Consider the following 18,541-nt stretch of genomic DNA (forward strand, 5'->3'; position numbering starts at 1 on the left):
CGACTGCTAGACGTTCGAGGCCTCACTCACTCCGACGTCCTGAGCGGTGGAGCCGCGGTTCGCGCGCCTGCTGGACAGGCCCGAGCGGATGCGCTGGATGCCCCCGCCGGAGGTGAGGAACACGGCGAGGACGATGACGAGGCCGCGGATCACCAGCTGCGGCTCCGACTGGATCCCGACCAGGTTCATGATGTTGCCGATCATCCCGATGATCAGGGCGCCCAGGACCGTGCTGATCGGGTCACCGGTCCCGCCGAACAACGAGGTGCCACCGACGACCGTGGCGGCGATGGAGTCGAGCTCGTAGCCCTGGCCAACGAGGGAGCTGCCCTGAGAGAGGCGGCCGGCCAGCATGAGGCCGGCGACGCCGGCAAGGAGGCCGCTCGTGATGTAGGCCATGAGCTGGTCACGATTGACCGGCAGCCCGGAGAGGCGGGCGGCCTCGGGGTTGCCGCCCAGGGCGTACAGCCGCCGGCCCAGGGGGGAGAACCTCATGACGAAGGCAGCGATCAGCGTGATGACGAGGGCGATGAGCACGACGTTCGGGATCGTGAAGGTGCTGCCGCCGAAGAGGTTGAGGAACGTGGTGTTGCTGATCACGATCAGCGTGCCGACCTGGACCAGGAATGCCACGCCGCGCGCGATGCTCAGCATCGCGAGCGTGGCCACGAACGGCGCGATGCGCGCATAGACGACCAGCACGCCGTTGATCAACCCGGCGAACGCGCACGCGACCAGCGCAACGACGACCGCCACGAAGACGCCCTGACCCTGGCGCAGCAGCACCGCGGTGATCACCGTGGACAGCGCCGCGACCGAGCCGACCGAGAGGTCGATGCCTCGCGTCACCACGACGATGAACTGCGCGATGCCGAGGACGGCCACGACGGAGGCGGCGACGACGATGTTCTCGATGTTCCGCCCCGTCAGGAAAAACTCTGACATGAGGGAGCCGACCACGGCGACGAGGACGAAGACGAGAATCAGGTAGCCCTGCGGACCGATCTTGCCGGTGGGAAGGCGCCAGCGAGTCTTCTTCGCCTCGTCCTCATTGAGGGGAGGGCCTGCGTCCTGCGAGCCAGGAGCAACGCCCGGGGACCTGACGGACATGGGTTCCTCCAGATTGGTGTGCGCGTAGATGCGCGCTGGTCATCTCAGGTGGGCGAGGAAGCGGTCCTGGCCCTGTTGGATCTCCTCGTGCGTGGCCTCGGCGACGACGCGCCCGGCGGAGAGCACCAGGACGCGGTCGCAGAGTGCGGCCTCGGCGACCTCGGAGGTCACCAAGATGGCCGAGCCGCCGTCGCGGAGATACGCCCGGACCAGCCGGTAGATCTCTTCCTTGGCGGCGACGTCCACGCCCCGCGTCGGTTCGGCGAGGATGAGGATCTTGCTGTTCTGGGTGAGCCAGCGGGCCAGCAGGACCTTCTGCTGGTTGCCGCCGCTCATGGTGCCGGTGGCCTGGCCGACGCTGTGGCACTTGATGTTGAGCTCATCCACCTGCTTGCGCGCGTGCCTGGCCTCGGACTGGCCGTTGAGGAGGCCGAACTTGGTGAACTGCGGCAGGGAGGCGAGCGTCATGTTCTTCTGAGCGCTCATGTCGAGCACGAGGCCCTGCGACTTGCGGTCCTCGGGGATGAGGCCGAGTCCTGCGGCGATGGCCTGCCGCGGAGACCGGACCCGCACCTCTTTCCCGTCGATCCACAAGCTGCCGCCGGTGGGTTCGCGCATCCCGAAGAGGCACTCGGCGAGCTCGGTCTGGCCGCTCCCCAGGAGCCCCGTCACGCCGAGAATCTCGCCGCGTCGGAGCTCGAAGGAACACGGTGCCAGCTGGTGGCCGTCGGTCAGGCCGGAGACGCGCAGCACGACCTCCTCCGCCGCCCGGCCGCCGAGCTTTCCCTCCGAGCCTTCCTCTGCCGCCGCGGCGAGGGAGTTCTCGTACCGGTCCCCGACCATGGCCTTGACGATCTGGTGGGTCTCCGGGACCTCGTCGAAGCGGGCGACCCGCCGGCCGTCGCGAAGGACGACGATGGAGTCGCAGATCGCGCGGACCTCGTCCAGGCGGTGGGAGATGAAGATGAGGCCCACGCCGGTGGAGGCCAGGTCCCTCATAAGGTCCAGCAGCCCTCCCACGTCGCGGGGAGGGAGGGTGGTGGTGGGCTCGTCCAGGAGCAGCACCCGCGGCTCGGACTTGAGCGCCTTGGCGATCTCCACGAGTTGTTGCTTCGCGAGCGGGAGGGACCCCACGGTGGCGTCCACGTCGATGTTCGCTCCCAGGCGGTCGAGCAGTGCCCGCGCCCGACGCTGCAGGGGGCGACGGCGGACGACCGCGCCGTGGTGGAACTCGTCGAGGAAGATGTTCTCGACCACGGACATCGTCGGGACGAGGCTCATCTCCTGGTAGATCGTGTAGATCCCAGCCTGGCGTGCCGCGTGCGGGGTCGCGAGGTTGACCTCCTGGCCACCGATGAAGATGTGCCCGCTGTCGGGGTGCTCGGCTCCGGACAAGATCTTGACCAAGGTCGACTTGCCGGCGCCGTTGGCGCCGGAGAGCGACACGATCTCGCCCGCGTGGACCTCGAGGTCGATGTCCTGGAGCGCGGTGACGCCCGGATACCTCTTGGTCACACCGGTGACCCGGAGTGCCGGGGCCTGATGGTCTGTCACGCCGGTGGCCCGGTGCGCCGGGGACTGATCGCTTGCATTCACGTCGGCCAACCTTTCGGGGGTCCGAGCCTGAGGGGCGACGTCGCGCCCAGGTCTGTGACGGTCCTCTCTGACCGCTGCACTGCCGTGTTGTTAGCGCCAACATGAGAATCGTAAGTCGTGTGGGTCGCGGTGACAAGTGCGATTTCTTCGATCTGCGGAAGCGCAGAAACCCTCGTCATCGGCCGCAATCGTGCGCCCGGCCAGGCCGCCGTGCCCGCCGGCGAACGGCTCTGAGATTCACGCGCCCGGCGTTCGGGTGAGAGCGCTAACAGGGGCCGAGCCGGGATTAGGCCGCCGTGACGCGGCCTGCCCAGCGTTCGGTGCCGACGCTCACGTCGGACCTGGTCGTCACGGCCTCCTCGATCCCGAGGCCGATGAGGTGGTCCTGGCACGCCTCTGCCAGGGGATATGGGCCCGGGTCTTCGCCCTGGCACCACGCGGCCGTGCGGGCGAGCATCGTGGCGATGGCGATCTCCTCGTCGGACAGCCGCGCTCCGGGGAAGGCGTTGCGGTAGACCGGCCGGCCCTCGAAGCTGATGTGGTCCAGGTCGAAGCCCTCGAGGTTCAGGTCGAGGCCCGTCTGTCGCCTCTCCAACCTCGACTCGACGACCGTCCGGGCGTCCACGAGCCTGACGACCCGGTCGTCCGCCAGCTCGCCGCGACTGCCACGCGCCAGGAGGCGCCCGGTCCGCAGCGGGTTGTGCCACTGGTTGTCGGTGAAGTCGTACAGGCCCATCGGGCCGCCGAAGTCGATGAGCGCCAGGGTCGTCTCGGCCGGCCTGGCCGTCGCGTCGCCCGACCACCCTTGACGGGAGACCGGGTCGGCGAGCGGCCCGGTGAAGGATCTCGCCGTGACAGTCGCCGGCGCGAAGCCCGCCCCGAGCATCGACCGCATGATCGATGCGGCGTGGTACAGGTGGGTCGACGACACGTGCACGGACGAGACATCACCGAGGATGCCGCTGCGAATCACCTCCAGACGGGCCGCATGACCGGGCATCTGCATGTACTGCTCGGCGACCTGCACCAGGCCGGAGGAGCCGACGGAGGCCCACAGGTCCCGCAGGCCCTGCAGGTCGGGTGCCGGTGGGGTCTCGACCAGGACCGGCACTCCCAGGCCCACCAGCTCCTCGGTTGCCGCCGGGGCGGCCTCGCGCGGCACCGCGACGACGACGAAGTCCGGGCTGTGGCGCGCGAGCTCGCTCGTCGAGGAACAGACGGGCGCGCCCCATGCCTCCTCGATCTCGCCGCGCCGCCGGTCGGAGCGCGTGACCACGCCGGCGACCCGGAAGCGTGCCGGGAGGGCCGCGGCTATCCGCACGAAGAAGTGCGCCCGCCACCCGGTGCCGATGATGCCGAACCGACTGGGCGTGGCCACCGGAGGGTCCGTTCTCAGATGACGCCGGTGCGGCCGACGGCGGCGAGCGGGACCAGGTCGTCCCAGAGGTCGTCGGGGATCGGCCACCGGGCCAGCTCGAGGGTCTGGTCGATCCGCTCCGGACGTGACATCCCCACCATGGTGGAGGCGATGCGCGGCTCGCGGAGCGAGAACTGCAGCGCGGCGGCGGCCAGCGGTACGCCGTGCGCCTCGCAGGCACGGAGCATGGCGCGGACCCGGTCGAGGGTTTCCGGGCGTGCTGGCTGGTAGCAGTAGTTGGGCTCCACGTCCGGACCCCTCACCAGCATCCCCCCGCCGTACGGGGCTCCATTGATGAACGCCACCCCGCGCTCGTCCGCGTCCTCGATCAGCGGGAGGGCGGACTGGTCGACCAGCGTGTAGCGGTTGTGGCTGATGATGGCCTGGAACAGGTCCAGCTCCAGGTACCGGAGCATGAGGTCGATCGGCCCACCGGCGACACCAAGGTTCTCGACCACCCCTTCGTCGCGCAGCTGGACCATCGCCTCCACGGGACCCCCGGGCCCGGTGGCCTCCTCGAAGGTGAGGCGTTCAGGATCGTGCAGGTGCAGCACCTGCAACCGGTCGAGCCCGAGCCTTTCCAGGCTCTCGTGCACCGAGTCACGGACGCGGGCGCCGGAGAAGTCGTCGCTGTCGTGGGCCGGGTCGGCCTTCGTCTGGAGGACGAAGCCGGGAGGGAGGCCGCCGGCCTCCTTGAGCGCGAGACCGATGCGGCGCTCTGCGTCGAAGTAGTTGTTCGAGGTGTCGATGAAGGTGATCGGTCCCTCGAGCACGCGGCGCAGGGTGGCGAGGGCCTGTTCGGTGCTCACCTCGTAGCCGTACTGGCTGGGGAAGCTGCCCAGGGGGCTCGTGCCCACGCACACCGGTGTGACGGAGAGGCCTGTCCTGCCGAGAGGTCGTGTTTCCACTGTTCTTCCTGTCCGTGTCAGCGTGCGCCGTGCTGGCCGGCGTGCACGTCGTGGGTGGTCGGCCGCGCGGTCGGCGCAGACCGGTCGAGCATGTGGTCGGCGGTCATGTACGCCATGGCCCAGATGGTCTCGGTGGGGTTGTACCCGTGATAGCTGGGGAACTGGCCGCCGCCGATGACGAAGAGGTTCTGGCACTCGTGCGAGTGGCCGTACACGTCGACGACCGACGTCGCCGGGTCCTCGCCCATGCGATGGGTGCCGACCTCGTGCGTCGAGAGGTGGTAGTCCGGCTTGGTGGTCTCCTCCCACCAGTACGTCAGGCCCATCTCGTGGGCGATCTTGCGCTTGATCGTCAGGAGGAACTCCACGCCGCGCTGGTCCCACTCGCCCCAGCCGTGGGTCATCCGCAGCGCCGGCTGACCCCACGGGTCCTTGCGGTGCGGGTCGAGGTCGACGAACGTGTCCTTCGTCGGGATGTTCGCCGTCTGGGAGTACATGGACCACACGTGGGCGTAGTTGTCCCGCATCCAGTCGCGGAAGCCGGCGCCCCAGCGGGGGGCCTCGTCGGGCATGGCGTGCGCGATCTCGATGGGCTGGTAGTCGCCGGGCCAGCTGATGATCGGTGCGCCCCACAGCACGGTGGGGTCGTAGTCGTGCACGAGCTCGCCGCTGAAGTCCTCGATGGACGTCGATGCGACGAGCGTGCCCATGAACGGGTTCGACGGCTCCTTGGTCAGCCCGAGGAAGAACCCGAACGCGTGGGTCATGAGGTGCTTGCCGACCTGCCCGTTGGCGTTGATGCCCGAGGCGAGCAGCAGTCGGGCGTTCTCCAGCGCGTAGCACGCGAGGACCACCCGATCGGCCTCGAGGTCCACGGACCGTCCGTCCGTGTCGAAGTAGGACACCCCGAGAACCCGCTTCCCGTCAGGGCTCCTGTTGACCTTGTAGACCCTGCTGTAGTCGCGCATCTCGAGGTTGCCGCTCGCCTCGCCGTAGGGCAGGGCGGCGATGTGCGTGGAGGTCTTGGCGTCCACGTGGCACGGGTACCCGTGGCAGAACCCGCAGTAGACACACCCCGAACGGCCCTTGAAGGGCTCGGACGCGATGGCCGCGGCGGTGCGGAAGGGGTGGTAGCCAAGCCGCTGGCACGCGTCGGAGAAGTCGACGTCGGCGGGTCCGTGCCGCAGCGGCGGCATGGGGTAGTCACGCTGTCGGGGTGCTTCCCACGGGTTCTCGTTCTGCTCCGGCTTGCCGGCGATGTTGCTGCCGCGGCCGGAGATGCCCAGCTCCCACTCCGTCTTGTCGTAGTACGGCTCGAGGTCGGTGTAGCTGATCGGCCAGTCCACGAGGGTGTGGTCCTCGGGCAGGGCCTCCGTGCCCAGCCGGTCCTCGATCGTGCTCCTCATCCGGAACTCGCTCTCACGGAACCGCCAGCACGCGCCACCCCAGTGGATCGTCCCGCCTCCCGCGCCGAGGGACGGGGGGAGGTGGAGCGGGTTCGCGGTACCCAGCGGGCCGGCCGCCCACGGCGCGAGCTCGGACTCCGACGTCGCGCTCGTCTCGCGCCACGTGATGGGGTCCGTGTCCATCGAGGGCACCAGCGAGCCGCGGGCGTAGTAGCGGATCTCGTCCTGCTTGATCTTGAACTCTTCGGTGGTGTGCTTCGGGCCCTTGTCGAGGAGGACGACCTTCTGCCCCGCCTGGGCCAGCTCGGATGCCACGATGGCGCCCGCGGCGCCGGCTCCGACGACGATGACGTCGATCTTGGGGGACACGGTTACTCCTCCTCGTTGCGGTAGTAGGTCGAGTTGTCCGGAAGCTCCTTGAGCTGGGCGCGCAGGTCGGACAGCGTCTTGATGGGCAGCTTCGTCCCGTCGAAGCCCCTGGCCATCTGCTTGGCGGTGTAGCCCCAGTACGCGCCGGGGAACCCGACGAGCTTCCAGCCCACGCCGTTGCGGTTCCCGCCGTAGGCCGGGTCGCAGAAGAAGCCTTCGACGGCGTGCTCGCGGATGACCGCGAGGAGCCGGGCCAGGAGCCGGCGTCCGGCGCCCCTGCCCACGGTGTCTTCCTCGCTGCCGACCTGGGAGCGGTCTTCCTCGCTGAGCTTGGCGGTCGTCTCGTCGTCGCGGTCCACCCGGGGGCGGTCCTCCGCGGCGAGGAGCGCGGGCCGGTCCGTGCGGACCTCCGGGCCGAGGAGCTCGCGGACGACGTCATCCTGCTGGTCGGGGGAGAGGTCGACGAACGCCGCCGAGAAGCGTTCCTGGCAGAAGGCCTCGAGCTCGCGGAGGCCCACCCGGTAGACGTGCTGGAGGTTGGTGCTGAAGCCGCTGAGCGTGCGGTCGATGTAGTAGACGACGCCGGCCGCGGTGGCGCCGGTACCGGTCCCGTCGTCGGGGATGATCCTCTCGGCCACCGACTCGACGGTGCGTGCCTCGAAGTCGCTCAGGAACGTCAGCGCAATCGACCCGCTGGATGCCGTCGAGGCCGTGGATTCGTCCAGGCTCATGGTGTGTTCTCCCTACGTGAGCTGCGGGTACAGCCTTGTGGCCGCGATGTAGGTAAGCCGGGCTGGCGGGGTTCTGGCGCTGCACCGACCGAACCGCCGAGGTGGGACTGCTCTGTCGCCATCCCAACGTTTGTCAATCAGTGTTAGCGCTCTCACGAGTGATGTCAACCACGTCTGTCACCCGCCCTGGCGCGCTGGTTCCAGCCCGTATTGAGTCGATAACTGCGAAGCCGAACGCGCACGGAAGGCTGCCACCCGTGGCTGCGTCACCTCGTGAGCCGCCCCTTGATAGCGCTAACACCGGCGGCGCGGCTGGTCCGTAGCAGTCGAGGAACACGCAGTGCGGACCGCATGCACGCGGCGCCCGGTAGCCGCCTGCGACGTCACGCTTCACCGTCCCCTGGCGTCGAGACGTCAAGGCGTCACCCACGGGAGGGAGTGTCAGCGATGAGCACGACGACGACCGGCATGGCGTCAGCATCGTCAGCTGCTGGGCCGAGGGTCTCGCTGCCGCGAGCCGGAGCGGCATCGAGCGTGCTTCGCCCTGCCCGCCGCCCCGCCGAGCCGGGCCTGGGCGCGCCTCCGCGGGTACCGCCGCCGTCGTCGACCCGTTCGGCAACGTCCTCGGCGTCATGGACAACGCCCACTACGCGCCCGGCATGACGCGGCGCGTCGACGCGGTGTCGACGCGCACGATCCAGGGCGCCGGCGGCCGCGTCGTTGCGGCGTCGCCGGCGCCCGGAGAGGTGTGGTTGAGCCGACGGCGGCTCACGGCCGCCGTCAGCCCGACCCTAAGCCGGCTGACCGGCGACGTTCACCAACCAGTTGATCCCGAACTTGTCCACGCACATGCCGAACGTGTCGCCCCAGGGGGCCTTCTCGAGCGGCATGGTGACGGTGCCGCCGTCGGAGAGCTTGTCCCAGTAGCCGCGCAGCTCGGCCTCGTCGTCGCCGCTCAGGGACACGGAAATGTTGTTCCCCGGCGTGTACTCCATGCTGTTCGGCGTGTCCGCGGCCATCAGCAGGGGGCCGCCCTCGGTGTTGAGCTGGGCGTGCATGATCTTGTCCGCCTCGGACGGGTCCTCGCTCGCATGGAACTCGGCGTAGGTGCTCGTCGCCAGCTCGCCGCCGAAGACGGTCTGGTAGAACTCCATCGCCTGCTTGGTGGTGTCGCGAAAATTCAGGTACGGGTTGAGCTGAGCCTTCATGTCAAGCCTCCTTGCTCGTATCGTCCACGGCCCGGTCCTGGACCGAGACCGACACTAGCGCGGGGCTCGCCGGCGCCTCAGCGGTTCTTCCGGGTCTCCCTGTCGTTCGCCTTCTGGATGGCGTCGACGAGCTCCTCCTTGCTCATGGACGACCGGCCGGGGATGTCGAGGCGCTTGGCGACGTCGTAGAGGTGCTCCTTGGACGCGTTGGCGTTCACGCCGCCGGCGGTCTCGCCCGACGAGCCACGCCCGCCCTCGGCCTTCTTGTCCGAGGGGCCCTTCTCCTCCTTGGGCTCCCAGTGGTCGCCGACCTTCTCGTAGGAGTGCTTGAGGGCGGCGAAGGCCGTGCGGTTCGCCCGCTCGCCCTCGCCGTAGGACTCGGCGGCCGAGTCATGGGCCTTGGCGAACGTGCGCTGCGCCTTGGGCTCGGACTTCTCGAGCGTGCTGGGCAGCTCGCTCTTCTTCGCCGAGCCGTCCTTGTTCGTCTTCGGCATCGAACTCTCCCTCCCATGCGGGCGTCATGGGACTCGGCGTCAGGTCCGTGCGGCTGCCTTCAGCGTGGTTCACCGGCCCGGGACGCGCACGCGCACGGCTACCGGGCGACGGCCCAGACCGAGGCGCCCTGCCAGTCGACGGCGACGGCGGGTTCGTCCCCGACCACCCAGGCGTCGTGACCCGGGGGCAGCGAGGTCACCTCGCCGGGCCCCGCCTCGATCTCCGTGCCGTCCTGCATGACGACGTGGACCCGCCCGGCCAGGTGGTACTGCTGGTGCGGGGCCTCGCACAGCTCGGTGCCGGCGACCGGCTTGACGTCCTGCGACCACCGCCAGCCGGGCTGCAGGGTGATCCTCCCGACCTGCGCCCCGCCGGCGAGGTTCACCAGCTCGAGTGGCCAGTTCCCGCCCTCGCGGACCTCGTCGGGCTTGTCGAACGACACTTGCTCAAGCGGCTGGCTCATCGCTCCGGCTCCCTCGGCGGCCAGGCGTGCCCCGGCACGTTGCCACCGGTCATACGCGCGTCCCGCGCACCCGTCAACCCCCCACTTCCGCAGGCGAGTCGGCGTCCGCGTGGGCCCGACCTGGCGTGATCGGTGCCGGGCAGGCCAGGATGCAGGCATGGGCGACCTACCTGTCGCGGCGAAGACCCGGGTGCGCGCCATGACCCTGTGGTTCGTGGGTTCCATCGTGCTCGTCGGCGTCCTGGTGGCGATCTACGCCGCGCTTATCGGCTTCGACCGGGTGACGGGGGCGTCGGTCGAGGGCGTGGCGGTCACGGGAGACGGGCACGACCTCGTCGTCGAGTACATCGGCGGGAGGCCGGGGTGCGGCGATCCCGATCACATCGACGTCGAGGAGAGCGCCCACGCCGTGGTCATCTCGGCCTACACGGTCGCCCGCCACGGCACCCGCGCCGGCTTTGCCTGCCCCGCGGAGGCGACCCCCATGCTCCAGACCGTGCGCCTCCGGGCACCGCTCGGCGACAGGGAGGTGCGCGACGGCGCACGCGACGGGAGCGCCGTCGTCGTCCGGAGCCTGACGGAGCTGACGGCGGCGACGGGCTGATCCCGCCGGAGTGACCGACCATCCCGAGCCACCCCACCGCCCGGAGGCGCCGACCCGGCCCGTCGCACCCGGACCAGTCGCACCCGGACCGGTCGCGACCCGACCGGGTGCCACCACGACCGGATGCCGCGCGATCCGCGGATTCTTGCGGGCGCCGACCGACGGCGCGCCGCCCGGGACCCACGGGGCGGCCGACGGTGTTTGTCCGGCGCGGCATACCGATCTAGCGTTCCCCGAAACGCATGCCGGCCGGACGAGGGAGTGACGATGAAGATCACCAGGGTCGAGGCCATCCCGTTCGCGATCCCGTACACGCACCCCCTGCGCTTCGCGTCCGGCGAGGTTCGCGTAGCCGAGCACATCCTCGTGCGCGTCCACGGCGAGGACGGCGTCGTCGGCGTCGCCGAGGCCCCGCCGCGGCCCTTCACCTACGGCGAGACCCAGGACTCCATCAGGTCCATCGTGGAGAAGGTGTTCGCGCCGCAGATCGTCGGGCTGGACATCCTCGACCGCGAGAAGGTGCACACGCTCCTGAACCGCACCGTGGGCAACCCCTGCGCCAAGGCCGCCGTGGACATGGCCCTGTGGGACGTCATCGGCAAGGTCCTGGGCCAGCCGGTCACCAAGCTGCTCGGCGGGTACACCGACCACATGCGCGTCTCCCACATGGTCGGCTTCGACACCCCGGCGAAGATGGTCGACGTCGTCGCGCAGCACAAGGAGCGTTACGGCATCACGACCTACAAGGTCAAGGTCGGCCGCAGGCCCTTCACCCTCGACGTCGACGTCGTGCGGGCGCTGCGCGAGCACTTCGGGGACACCATCGAGCTCTACATCGACGGCAACCGCGGCTGGACCGCCAGCGAGGCGGCCCGCGCCCTGCGCGCCATGGCGGACCTGGACCTGACGCTGGCGGAGGAGCTCAACCCGGCCGACGACGTCCTCGGCCGCCGCTGGCTCGTGCAGCAGAGCCCCGTCCCCTTCGTGGCCGACGAGTCCGCGTCCCGCCCCGGCGAGGTGACCCGCGAGCTGCTCGGCGGCTCCGCGACGGCCGTCAGCATCAAGACCGCCCGTACCGGGTTCACGTACTCCCAGCGCGTGTACTTCGAGTGCGAGTCCCTCGGCGTGGAGAACGTCATGGGCAACCAGATCGACGGGCAGGTCGGCACCATGTGCACCGTCGTCTTCGGCGCCGCGTACAGGGGCACCTCCGCCCGCGCCGGGGAGCTGTCCAACTTCCTGGACATGAGCGACGACCTGCTCACCGAGCCCCTGCAGATCTCCGCCGGCACGCTGGCCGTCCGGGACCGCCCCGGCACCGGGGTCGACATCGACGAGGACAAGCTCGCGCACTACCGCCAGGACACCGACGCGACGCTCACGATCTGACGCCGTCCCCGTCCCTGATTCGCCCCACCGTCCCGGCACCGCCGGCAACCCAGGAGGAACCGTGCTCTACCTCGTCCACATGATCGTCGACATCCCCACCACCGTGCAGAAAGAGGAGGCCGACGCCATCAAGGCCCGCGAGAAGGCCTACTCCCAGGACCTGCAGCGCAGCGGGAAGTGGGTCGATATCTGGCGCGTCGTCGGCGAGTACGCGAACTACTCGGTCTTCGACGTGGAGAGCAACGACGAGCTCCACGAGATCCTCAGCAGCCTGCCGCTCTTCCCGTTCATGACGATCACCGTCACGCCGCTGGCCCGGCACGGTTCCGCGATCAAGTAGCCGGCCCCCGCGCCGCGCGGGCATGTGCGCACGCCGCAGCATATTTGCATTTCATTTGCGCAAATGCACTTTTCTAATTGCGATCTGGCTAGTCTGCTTGGTTTGGCGAAGCCGTCGCCAGAATGTCGCGCCCCGGATTGCGCGGGCCGCCCACCGTCCGCACCCTTGGTCATGGCAGACCTGTGTTGTCGACGGTGACTCGGTCAACTGGAGGAAACGATGGTGTCTTTCTCGCGAGCTCGAGGTGCCGCTGCGCTCGCCGCGGCCGGAGCACTCGCCCTGGCGGCGTGCACGACCGGCGACCAAGGAACGCCCGCGGCGGGAGGCTCCGGTAGCGGGGGCGCCGTCAAGGTCGAGCAGGTCGGTCTGATGTTGCAGGACATCTCGAACCCGTTCTTCGCCTCGATGCAGGACAGCATGCAGAAGGCCGCCAAGGACCAGGGCTTCAAGCTCAACGTCCAGGACGGCCGCCAGGACCTCGGGACGCAGAACGACCAGGTCGACACGTTCATCCAGCAGGGTGTGGACCTGATCCTGATCAACGCCGTGGACAGCGCGGGCATCGGCTCCGCCGTCGCCCGGGCGAAGGCGCAGGGCGTGATCGTCGTCGCCGTCGACGTCGACGCCCAGGGGGCGGACGCCGCGGTGACGACGGACAACGTCGAGGCCGGGCGGCAGTCCTGCCAGGCGCTGGTCGAGGGGATGGGCGGCAAGGGCAACATCTTCATCATCGAGGGCACGCCCACCACCGCGCCGCAGGACCGGGTCAAGGGCTGCGAGGAGGTCCTCGGCAAGAACCCGGACGTGAAGGTTCTCGCGCGACAGGCAGGCAAGAACGACCGCGCGAGCGGGCTCGAGCTGGCCACGGACATGCTGACCGCCAACGCGGACGTCCAGGGCATCTTCGCCATCAACGACCCCGAGGGCCTGGGCGCCGACCTGGCGGTCCAGCAGGCGGGGCGCAAGGGCATCATCATCACCGGCGTGGACGGGTCGCCGGAGGCCGTGAAGGCGCTCAAGGACCCCAACTCCAACTTCTTCGCCACCCCGGCCCAGGACCCGGGCGGCATGGCGCTGAAGGCGCTAGAGGTCGGCCAGGGGATCGCCGCGGGCAAGCCGCCGGCCGAGCGGGTCACCCTGCTCACGCCCTCGCTCGTGAACCGGGACAACGTGGCCGACTACAAGGGCTGGTGATCCTGCGCGCACCGGCTGAGACGAGGAGGATTCCGCGTGAACGAGTCGAACGGTCGGGTCCCGCTGCTCGAGGTCGAGGGCATCACGAAGCGCTTCGGAGCGACCCACGCGCTGTCGGACGTCAGCTTCGACCTCTACGGCGGCGAGGTGCACGCCCTCATGGGCGAGAACGGGGCCGGCAAGTCCACCCTGATGAAGATCATCTCCGGGAACTATCACCCGGACGCCGGCACGATGAGGGTGGACGGCGACGAGGTCCACCTCGCCTCGCCCCGCGACGCCATCAAGGCGGGGATCGCGATCATCCACCAGGAGCTGGCCACGATCCCGGAGATGAGCGTCGCCGAGAACCTCGCCATCGGGAACGAGCCCGTCCGGATGGGGATTCTCGACCGGCGTGAGCTCGTGCGGCAGGCCAAGGAGAAGCTCGCCCGGGTGGGGGCGAACATCGACCCCAACCGCGCCATCGGGCGCCTGAGTGTCGGCATGCAGCAGATGGTCGAGATCGCCCGGGCTGTGGCCGAGAACGCGCGGGTGCTGGTCCTGGACGAGCCGACGGCCTCCCTTTCCCGCACCGAGTCGGACCAGCTCTTCGCGATCGTGCACTCCATGCGCGACGAGGGGATGGGGCTGATCTACATCAGCCACCGGATGGAGGAGGTGTGGGAGCTGGCGGACCGCGTCACGGTCCTGCGGGACGGCCGGCTGGTCGGCACGCGGGACATGCGCGCGGGCGGCGCCGACAAGGTCAACCCCGGTGACATCGTCCGGATGATGGTGGGCCGCGAGGTCAACGACCTGTACGTCCGGGACCACCGGGTGCCGGGCGAGGTCCGTCTGGCCGTCAAGGACCTGACCGGCCCGGATGACATCGGCCCGGTGTCCTTCGACGTCCGCGCGGGTGAGGTCGTCGGGATGGTCGGGCTCATCGGCGCCGGCCGGACGGAGGTCGCGCGCCTCATCTACGGCGCCGACCGCCCGACCGGCGGCACCATGACGCTCGACGGCGCGCCGCTGCGCGCGACCGACCCGGGGCGGGCGCTCACCAACGGCGTCAGCCTGCTGCCGGAGAGCCGCAAGGACCAGGCGCTCTTTCTCGAGATGTCCGTCAAGGACAACATCACCGTCTCGACGCTGGGCGACTTCAGCACGGCGGGGGTGATCCGGGGCCGGGGGATCCAGAAGGCCGTGCGGAAGATCGTCGACCAGCTCAGGGTCAGGACCAGCTCGGTCGACCTCGAGTCGCGGGCGCTGTCCGGGGGCAACCAGCAGAAGCTGGTGCTGGGCCGCATGATGCTCCAGGCGCCCAAGCTCCTCATCCTCGACGAGCCCACCCGCGGCGTCGACATCGGCGCGAAGAGCGAGATCTACCGGATCATCAACGAGATCGCCAAGGCAGGCACCGCCATCCTGGTGATCTCCTCCGACCTGCCGGAGGCGCTCGGGATCAGTGATCGCCTGCTGGTGATGCGGGCCGGCCGGATCGTCGCCACGCTCGACGCGGTCGGCGCCACCGAGGAGTCCGTCATGGAGCACGCGACCGGTGTGTACGGCAACGGCACAGGACAGAACGAGACCGCGGAGGCAACGAGATGAACACGACTGCTGCGCCGGACGCCGCCGCAGACGCCAAGGCCGTCCGGAAGGACTTCGCCTTCGCCTACTGGTGGGACCGCGTCGGCATCGCCCTGGTCCTCCTGCTCCTCATCGTGCTCATGGCCGTGATGGCGCCCCACTTCCTGTCCCTGGACAACGCGCTCAACGTGGCGCGGGCCGTGTCCATCAACGCGATCCTCGCGGCGGGGATGACGATGATCATCCTCACCGGGGGCATCGACCTCTCGGTCGGCTCCATCCTGGCGGTCTCCGGCGTCGGCGCCGTCCTGCTGTGGACTGCGGGGATCCCGTCCCCGCTCGCAGTCCTCGGCGGCATCGTCATCGGCGCGGCGGCGGGATCCATCAACGGCGTCTTCGTGGCCTGGCTCGCGCTCCCGGCCTTCATCGTCACGCTCGGCTCCATGACGTACCTGCGCGGGCTCGCGTACTCCCTGCTCAACGGGCAGCCTCTGGTGGCCAGCGAGCTGGGCTACCGCGGCCTCGGCAACGGCACCATCGCGGGCATCCCGTCCCCCGTGGTGCTCATGGTGCTCGTCTACGCCCTCTTCTGGTTCATCCTCGAGCGGACCAAGTTCGGCCGTCACATCTACGCGGTGGGCGGCAACATGGAGGCCGCCCGGCTCGCCGGCATCAACGTGAAGTGGGTGCTGCTGCGCGTCTACATGCTCGCCGGCGCCGCCGCGGGCCTGGCCGGCGTCATCTTCTCCGCGCGGGTGCTCTCCGCGCAGCCGACCGCCGGCACCGGGTACGAGCTCGACGCGATCGCCGCCGTCGTCCTCGGCGGCACCTCGCTCATGGGCGGGCGCGGCCGGATCCAGGGCACGCTCGTCGGCGCGGTCATCATCGGCGTGCTGTCCAACGGGCTGATCCTGATGAACGTCCCGTTCTTCTACCAGCTGCTGATCAAGGGCATCGTCATCATCATCGCGGTGGCCCTGGACAGCCTCAAGCGTCTCGGTCGGTCGAGCAGCTGAGCCGCCAGGCGTGCGGTTGGGCGCACAGGCGCCGCGGGCCGGACGGACCTGGCCGGTCTGGGCTTGGGCCGGCCCGCCTCAGCGGTCCTCGCCCGCGCGGAGGCCGACGCCGAGCTTCTCGGCGTAGGCCTCGTTCAGCGCTCCCCACCCGTAGTTCATCGCGTCCTCGCCGATGATCGGGGCGATGGGGCGACCGTCGAGGAGCCGCTCGGCGACGAGGAGGCACAGGTGCCAGCCGGCGGCCACCTTCGACATCCAGTCGCGGCCCTCCACCGTCTGCGAGAGCGTCAGCCTCGTGCCCTCGTCCGTGGGGGTCAGCTCCCAGCGCAGCAGGTCGGTGCCCCACGTGTACTCCAGCAGGCGGGGCGCCTCCGCGCGGCGGACCGACGAGGGCAGCTCGACGGGGGAGCCGCCGTCGAGCATCGTCAGCGTGGCCTCACCGACCGCATCGAGGTTCCGGTCGGCCGTGTATGGCGCCCACCGGCTCACCTGGGCCGGGTCGGTCAGCGCCGCCCACACCGCGGCCGGGGGGTGACGCAGGTCGCGGACGAGGACGAGGATCCAACGGCCGCCCTCGGGCCGACCCGCCACCTCGGCGAGGGGGCCGGGGTCGATGGGTCCTGCGGTGCTCTCCGTGCTCATGGCTTCTCCTGGTTGTCGAGGTGACGCTCGAGGGCGTCGAGGTGGCGGCTCCACAGCGAGCGATATGGCGCCAGCCAGGCGTCGACGTCCTCGAGGGGAGGCGTCTCGATCCTGTAGATGCGGTGCTGGGCCACGGTGCGGCGGGAGATGAACCCAGCGTCGCGGAGCACCTTCAGATGCTTGGACGCGCTCGGCTGACTGATCATCAGCGACTCGGCGAGCTCGCCGACGGAGCGTTCGGACCGACGGAGCTCGTCAAGGATTCGACGCCGTGTGGGCTCGGCCAGGACGGCGAACGCATCGACGGGCACAACGTCTATATTCCAGCGTTGGCATGTACGAGTCAAGGAATATACGCGCGGGATTGCGCGGCGCTGTCCTGCCCCTTCAGGTATGAGGCGCACAGGCCTACCGTTGTTCCCGTCCAATCGGCCGACCGGCCGCGTGGCCGGCGTCACAGGCAGGTGGTCGTGATGATGCGCCGCTCCTTCGCCCTCCTCGGTATGACCCTGGCGCTCGCCGGTACCGCCGCCGCACCGGCGACGGCGGACCAGGACGAGAAGCTCCAGGCCCGGGTGGACCTGCCGAACGGTTTCCAACCCGAGGGCATCGCCATCGGTTCTGGTGCGACGGCATGGTTCAGCTCGCTGGTCGACGGCGACATCTACGAGGTCGACCTCGCCACGGGCAAGGGGGCCGTGCTGGCACAGGGCCCCGGCACCCCGTCGGTGGGGTTGCAGCTCGACCACCGGGGAAGGCTATTCGTGGCCGGCGGCTCGGGCGGCGACGGCCGGGTCCTCGACACCCGCACGGGGGAGGTGCTCGCCTCGTACAAGTTCACCACCGCCACGTCCTTCGTCAACGACGTCGTGCTGGCTGGCGGGACGGCCTGGTTCACCGACTCCAGCAACGCGACCCTCTACGGCGTACCGCTGGAACGTGGCGGGGCGCCGGGCGACGCCGACGACGTCACCGCCCTGCCCCTCGGCGGCGAGTGGCGCGAGGTCGCGGGCTTCAACGCCAACGGGATCACCCGCACGCCGGACCACCGTGCCCTGCTCGTCGTCCAGACTGCGACGGGCCTGCTGTACCGGGTGGACCCGGACACCGGGAACGCCAAGGTCGTCGACCTCGGAGGCGTCGCCGTCAAGGACGGTGACGGCATGCTCAGGCACGGGCGCACGCTGTACGTCGTGGAGGGCTCATCCAACCGTGTGGCGGTGTTCCACCTGAACAGCTCCGGCACGGCAGGGTCGCTCAAGGGCTACCTCACCAGCGCCGACCTCGACTTCCCGTCGACCGTCGCGGCATCGGACGACTTCCTCTACCTGACGAACGCCCGCTTCAGCACCACGCCGACGCCCGACACCCCGTACTGGGCCACCCGCATCGAGCGGTGAGACGGCCGACGGCGCGGCCCTCGGCTCAGGACCGATGCGCGGCCAGTACGAGGCGCCGGTCGGTGGGTGGGGGCGCCGCGCGGCGCTGCCACGCATGGCCGTGGCCGCGGCCGTCGCTGGCGCATTCGTCGTGTGATGGGGGTCATGGCTGGGGGGTTTGACCGTGGGGTTTCGGGGAGGTTAATGTTCTGGGGTCCCGCCAGGGAGGCACGGACACCGTGATGGTGGCCGGTCCCGCGGGGCTAAATCCCTGGGGTGTCGTCCGGTGGCTGTGGTTGCCGGTGTTTTGTGGTGCCTTTGGGGGGCCGGGTTGTTTCCGGGGTTGGTTGGATTCGCTGGGAATGGCGGGTTTGACAGGCCGGGATTGCCGGGTTTAGGCTTGAGAGGTTGCCCCGGGACGGGTTCGGGTGTGGGTTGCCTGGGTTTCGTGCGGTGTGTGTCTGTTCTTTGAGAACTCAACAGTGTGCCAAGTTTTTGATGCCATATGGCTCTTGGCTGTTCGCCCGTGTCTGGTCTGCTTCTTGTGGGCTGGTTGGGGTGGGGGTCGAGGGTTTTGTTTTGTTTTGGTACATGCCGGGTGCCCTGTCTCGTCGGGGTGGTTGGTGTGATGCCTGGATTGCCCCTTTTGGTGCTTTTGGGTGCTGGGGGGTTGTCTTCGTATGGTTTGTCTGCCTGCGT

General features: G+C 69.5%; 18 protein-coding genes. 7 read left to right on the forward strand and 11 right to left on the reverse strand.

The window, feature by feature from the left end:
• Positions 1-6: 6 nt before the first annotated feature.
• From EJK16_RS01490 to EJK16_RS01530, 9 genes are all read right to left on the reverse strand, one after another.
• Positions 7-1,110, reverse strand: coding sequence for an ABC transporter permease (locus EJK16_RS01490; RefSeq protein WP_127125631.1), 1,104 nt, complete (start codon positions 1,108-1,110; stop codon positions 7-9).
• Between the two features lie 39 nt (positions 1,111-1,149).
• Positions 1,150-2,706 carry a sugar ABC transporter ATP-binding protein gene (locus tag EJK16_RS01495; RefSeq protein WP_164737171.1) on the reverse strand — a complete coding sequence of 519 codons (1,557 nt, stop codon included), beginning with the start codon at positions 2,704-2,706 and terminating at the stop codon, positions 1,150-1,152.
• 286 nt (positions 2,707-2,992) lie between these two features.
• Positions 2,993-4,084 (reverse strand): Gfo/Idh/MocA family protein, encoded by a 1,092-nt coding sequence (locus tag EJK16_RS01500; protein WP_127125635.1) that lies wholly within the window; start codon positions 4,082-4,084, stop codon positions 2,993-2,995.
• A gap of 14 nt (positions 4,085-4,098) precedes the next feature.
• Positions 4,099-5,031 carry an aldo/keto reductase gene (locus tag EJK16_RS01505; RefSeq protein ID WP_127125637.1) on the reverse strand — a complete coding sequence of 311 codons (933 nt, stop codon included), beginning with the start codon at positions 5,029-5,031 and terminating at the stop codon, positions 4,099-4,101.
• Positions 5,032-5,048: 17 nt separating this feature from the next.
• On the reverse strand, positions 5,049-6,806 hold the full coding sequence (locus EJK16_RS01510; RefSeq protein WP_127125639.1) for a GMC family oxidoreductase: 1,758 nt from the start codon (positions 6,804-6,806) through the stop codon (positions 5,049-5,051).
• 2 nt (positions 6,807-6,808) lie between these two features.
• The gene (locus EJK16_RS01515; protein ID WP_127125641.1) at positions 6,809-7,537 is read right to left on the reverse strand and encodes a gluconate 2-dehydrogenase subunit 3 family protein; all 729 of its coding nucleotides are present in this window, start codon (positions 7,535-7,537) and stop codon (positions 6,809-6,811) included.
• A 791-nt stretch (positions 7,538-8,328) separates the two neighbouring features.
• Entirely contained in the window at positions 8,329-8,745 is a 417-nt protein-coding gene (locus EJK16_RS01520; protein WP_127125643.1) for a VOC family protein, read from the reverse strand.
• Positions 8,746-8,822: 77 nt separating this feature from the next.
• A complete protein-coding gene (locus tag EJK16_RS01525) occupies positions 8,823-9,239 on the reverse strand; it encodes a ChaB family protein (RefSeq protein WP_127125645.1) in 417 nt (138 codons plus the stop codon).
• A 98-nt stretch (positions 9,240-9,337) separates the two neighbouring features.
• Positions 9,338-9,703: a cupin domain-containing protein gene (locus EJK16_RS01530; protein ID WP_127125647.1), complete on the reverse strand. Its 366-nt coding sequence runs from the start codon at positions 9,701-9,703 to the stop codon at positions 9,338-9,340.
• A gap of 157 nt (positions 9,704-9,860) precedes the next feature.
• Here EJK16_RS01530 and EJK16_RS01535 point away from each other — a divergent pair, with 157 nt between their 5' ends.
• The 6 genes from EJK16_RS01535 (at position 9,861) to EJK16_RS01560 (ending at position 15,821) form a co-directional block, all read left to right on the forward strand.
• The gene (locus EJK16_RS01535; protein ID WP_127125649.1) at positions 9,861-10,307 is read left to right on the forward strand and encodes a hypothetical protein; all 447 of its coding nucleotides are present in this window, start codon (positions 9,861-9,863) and stop codon (positions 10,305-10,307) included.
• Between the two features lie 267 nt (positions 10,308-10,574).
• Positions 10,575-11,696 carry a mandelate racemase/muconate lactonizing enzyme family protein gene (locus tag EJK16_RS01540; protein WP_127125651.1) on the forward strand — a complete coding sequence of 374 codons (1,122 nt, stop codon included), beginning with the start codon at positions 10,575-10,577 and terminating at the stop codon, positions 11,694-11,696.
• 61 nt (positions 11,697-11,757) lie between these two features.
• On the forward strand, positions 11,758-12,036 hold the full coding sequence (catC, locus tag EJK16_RS01545) for a muconolactone Delta-isomerase (RefSeq protein WP_127125653.1): 279 nt from the start codon (positions 11,758-11,760) through the stop codon (positions 12,034-12,036).
• Between the two features lie 369 nt (positions 12,037-12,405).
• Entirely contained in the window at positions 12,406-13,230 is an 825-nt protein-coding gene (locus EJK16_RS01550) for an ABC transporter substrate-binding protein (RefSeq protein WP_240645706.1), read from the forward strand.
• Positions 13,231-13,266: 36 nt separating this feature from the next.
• Positions 13,267-14,826, forward strand: coding sequence for a sugar ABC transporter ATP-binding protein (locus tag EJK16_RS01555; RefSeq protein WP_127125657.1), 1,560 nt, complete (start codon positions 13,267-13,269; stop codon positions 14,824-14,826).
• Positions 14,823-15,821: a ribose ABC transporter permease gene (locus EJK16_RS01560; RefSeq protein WP_127125659.1), complete on the forward strand. Its 999-nt coding sequence runs from the start codon at positions 14,823-14,825 to the stop codon at positions 15,819-15,821. The genes EJK16_RS01555 and EJK16_RS01560 overlap by 4 nt, the downstream gene beginning before the upstream one ends.
• A gap of 78 nt (positions 15,822-15,899) precedes the next feature.
• On the opposite strand, the gene EJK16_RS01565 is transcribed toward EJK16_RS01560, so the two are convergent.
• Together EJK16_RS01565 and EJK16_RS01570 are read right to left on the reverse strand one after the other, a co-directional pair.
• Complete coding sequence (locus EJK16_RS01565) at positions 15,900-16,463, reverse strand: SRPBCC family protein (RefSeq protein ID WP_127125661.1); 564 nt, start codon at positions 16,461-16,463, stop codon at positions 15,900-15,902.
• Complete coding sequence (locus tag EJK16_RS01570; protein WP_127125663.1) at positions 16,460-16,774, reverse strand: helix-turn-helix transcriptional regulator; 315 nt, start codon at positions 16,772-16,774, stop codon at positions 16,460-16,462. The genes EJK16_RS01565 and EJK16_RS01570 overlap by 4 nt, the downstream gene beginning before the upstream one ends.
• A gap of 162 nt (positions 16,775-16,936) precedes the next feature.
• Here EJK16_RS01570 and EJK16_RS01575 point away from each other — a divergent pair, with 162 nt between their 5' ends.
• Positions 16,937-17,863, forward strand: coding sequence for a superoxide dismutase (locus EJK16_RS01575; protein ID WP_127125665.1), 927 nt, complete (start codon positions 16,937-16,939; stop codon positions 17,861-17,863).
• The last annotated feature ends 678 nt before the right edge of the window (positions 17,864-18,541 follow it).

The sequence above is a fragment of the Georgenia sp. SYP-B2076 genome (assembly GCF_003991205.1).
In the GTDB taxonomy this organism is placed as follows: Bacteria; Actinomycetota; Actinomycetes; order Actinomycetales; family Actinomycetaceae; genus Georgenia.

Excerpts from the sequence above, each read along its gene's own strand:
- EJK16_RS01490 (WP_127125631.1), bottom strand. The coding sequence starts at position 1,110 with ATGTCCGTCAGGTCCCCGGGCGTTGCTCCTGGCTCGCAGGACGCAGGC.
- EJK16_RS01515 (WP_127125641.1), bottom strand. The coding sequence starts at position 7,537 with ATGAGCCTGGACGAATCCACGGCCTCGACGGCATCCAGCGGGTCGATT.
- EJK16_RS01520 (WP_127125643.1), bottom strand. The coding sequence starts at position 8,745 with ATGAAGGCTCAGCTCAACCCGTACCTGAATTTTCGCGACACCACCAAG.
- EJK16_RS01525 (WP_127125645.1), bottom strand. The coding sequence starts at position 9,239 with ATGCCGAAGACGAACAAGGACGGCTCGGCGAAGAAGAGCGAGCTGCCC.
- EJK16_RS01530 (WP_127125647.1), bottom strand. The coding sequence starts at position 9,703 with ATGAGCCAGCCGCTTGAGCAAGTGTCGTTCGACAAGCCCGACGAGGTC.
- EJK16_RS01535 (WP_127125649.1), top strand. The coding sequence starts at position 9,861 with ATGGGCGACCTACCTGTCGCGGCGAAGACCCGGGTGCGCGCCATGACC.
- EJK16_RS01540 (WP_127125651.1), top strand. The coding sequence starts at position 10,575 with ATGAAGATCACCAGGGTCGAGGCCATCCCGTTCGCGATCCCGTACACG.
- EJK16_RS01550 (WP_240645706.1), top strand. The coding sequence starts at position 12,406 with ATGTTGCAGGACATCTCGAACCCGTTCTTCGCCTCGATGCAGGACAGC.
- EJK16_RS01560 (WP_127125659.1), top strand. The coding sequence starts at position 14,823 with ATGAACACGACTGCTGCGCCGGACGCCGCCGCAGACGCCAAGGCCGTC.
- EJK16_RS01565 (WP_127125661.1), bottom strand. The coding sequence starts at position 16,463 with ATGAGCACGGAGAGCACCGCAGGACCCATCGACCCCGGCCCCCTCGCC.
- EJK16_RS01575 (WP_127125665.1), top strand. The coding sequence starts at position 16,937 with ATGATGCGCCGCTCCTTCGCCCTCCTCGGTATGACCCTGGCGCTCGCC.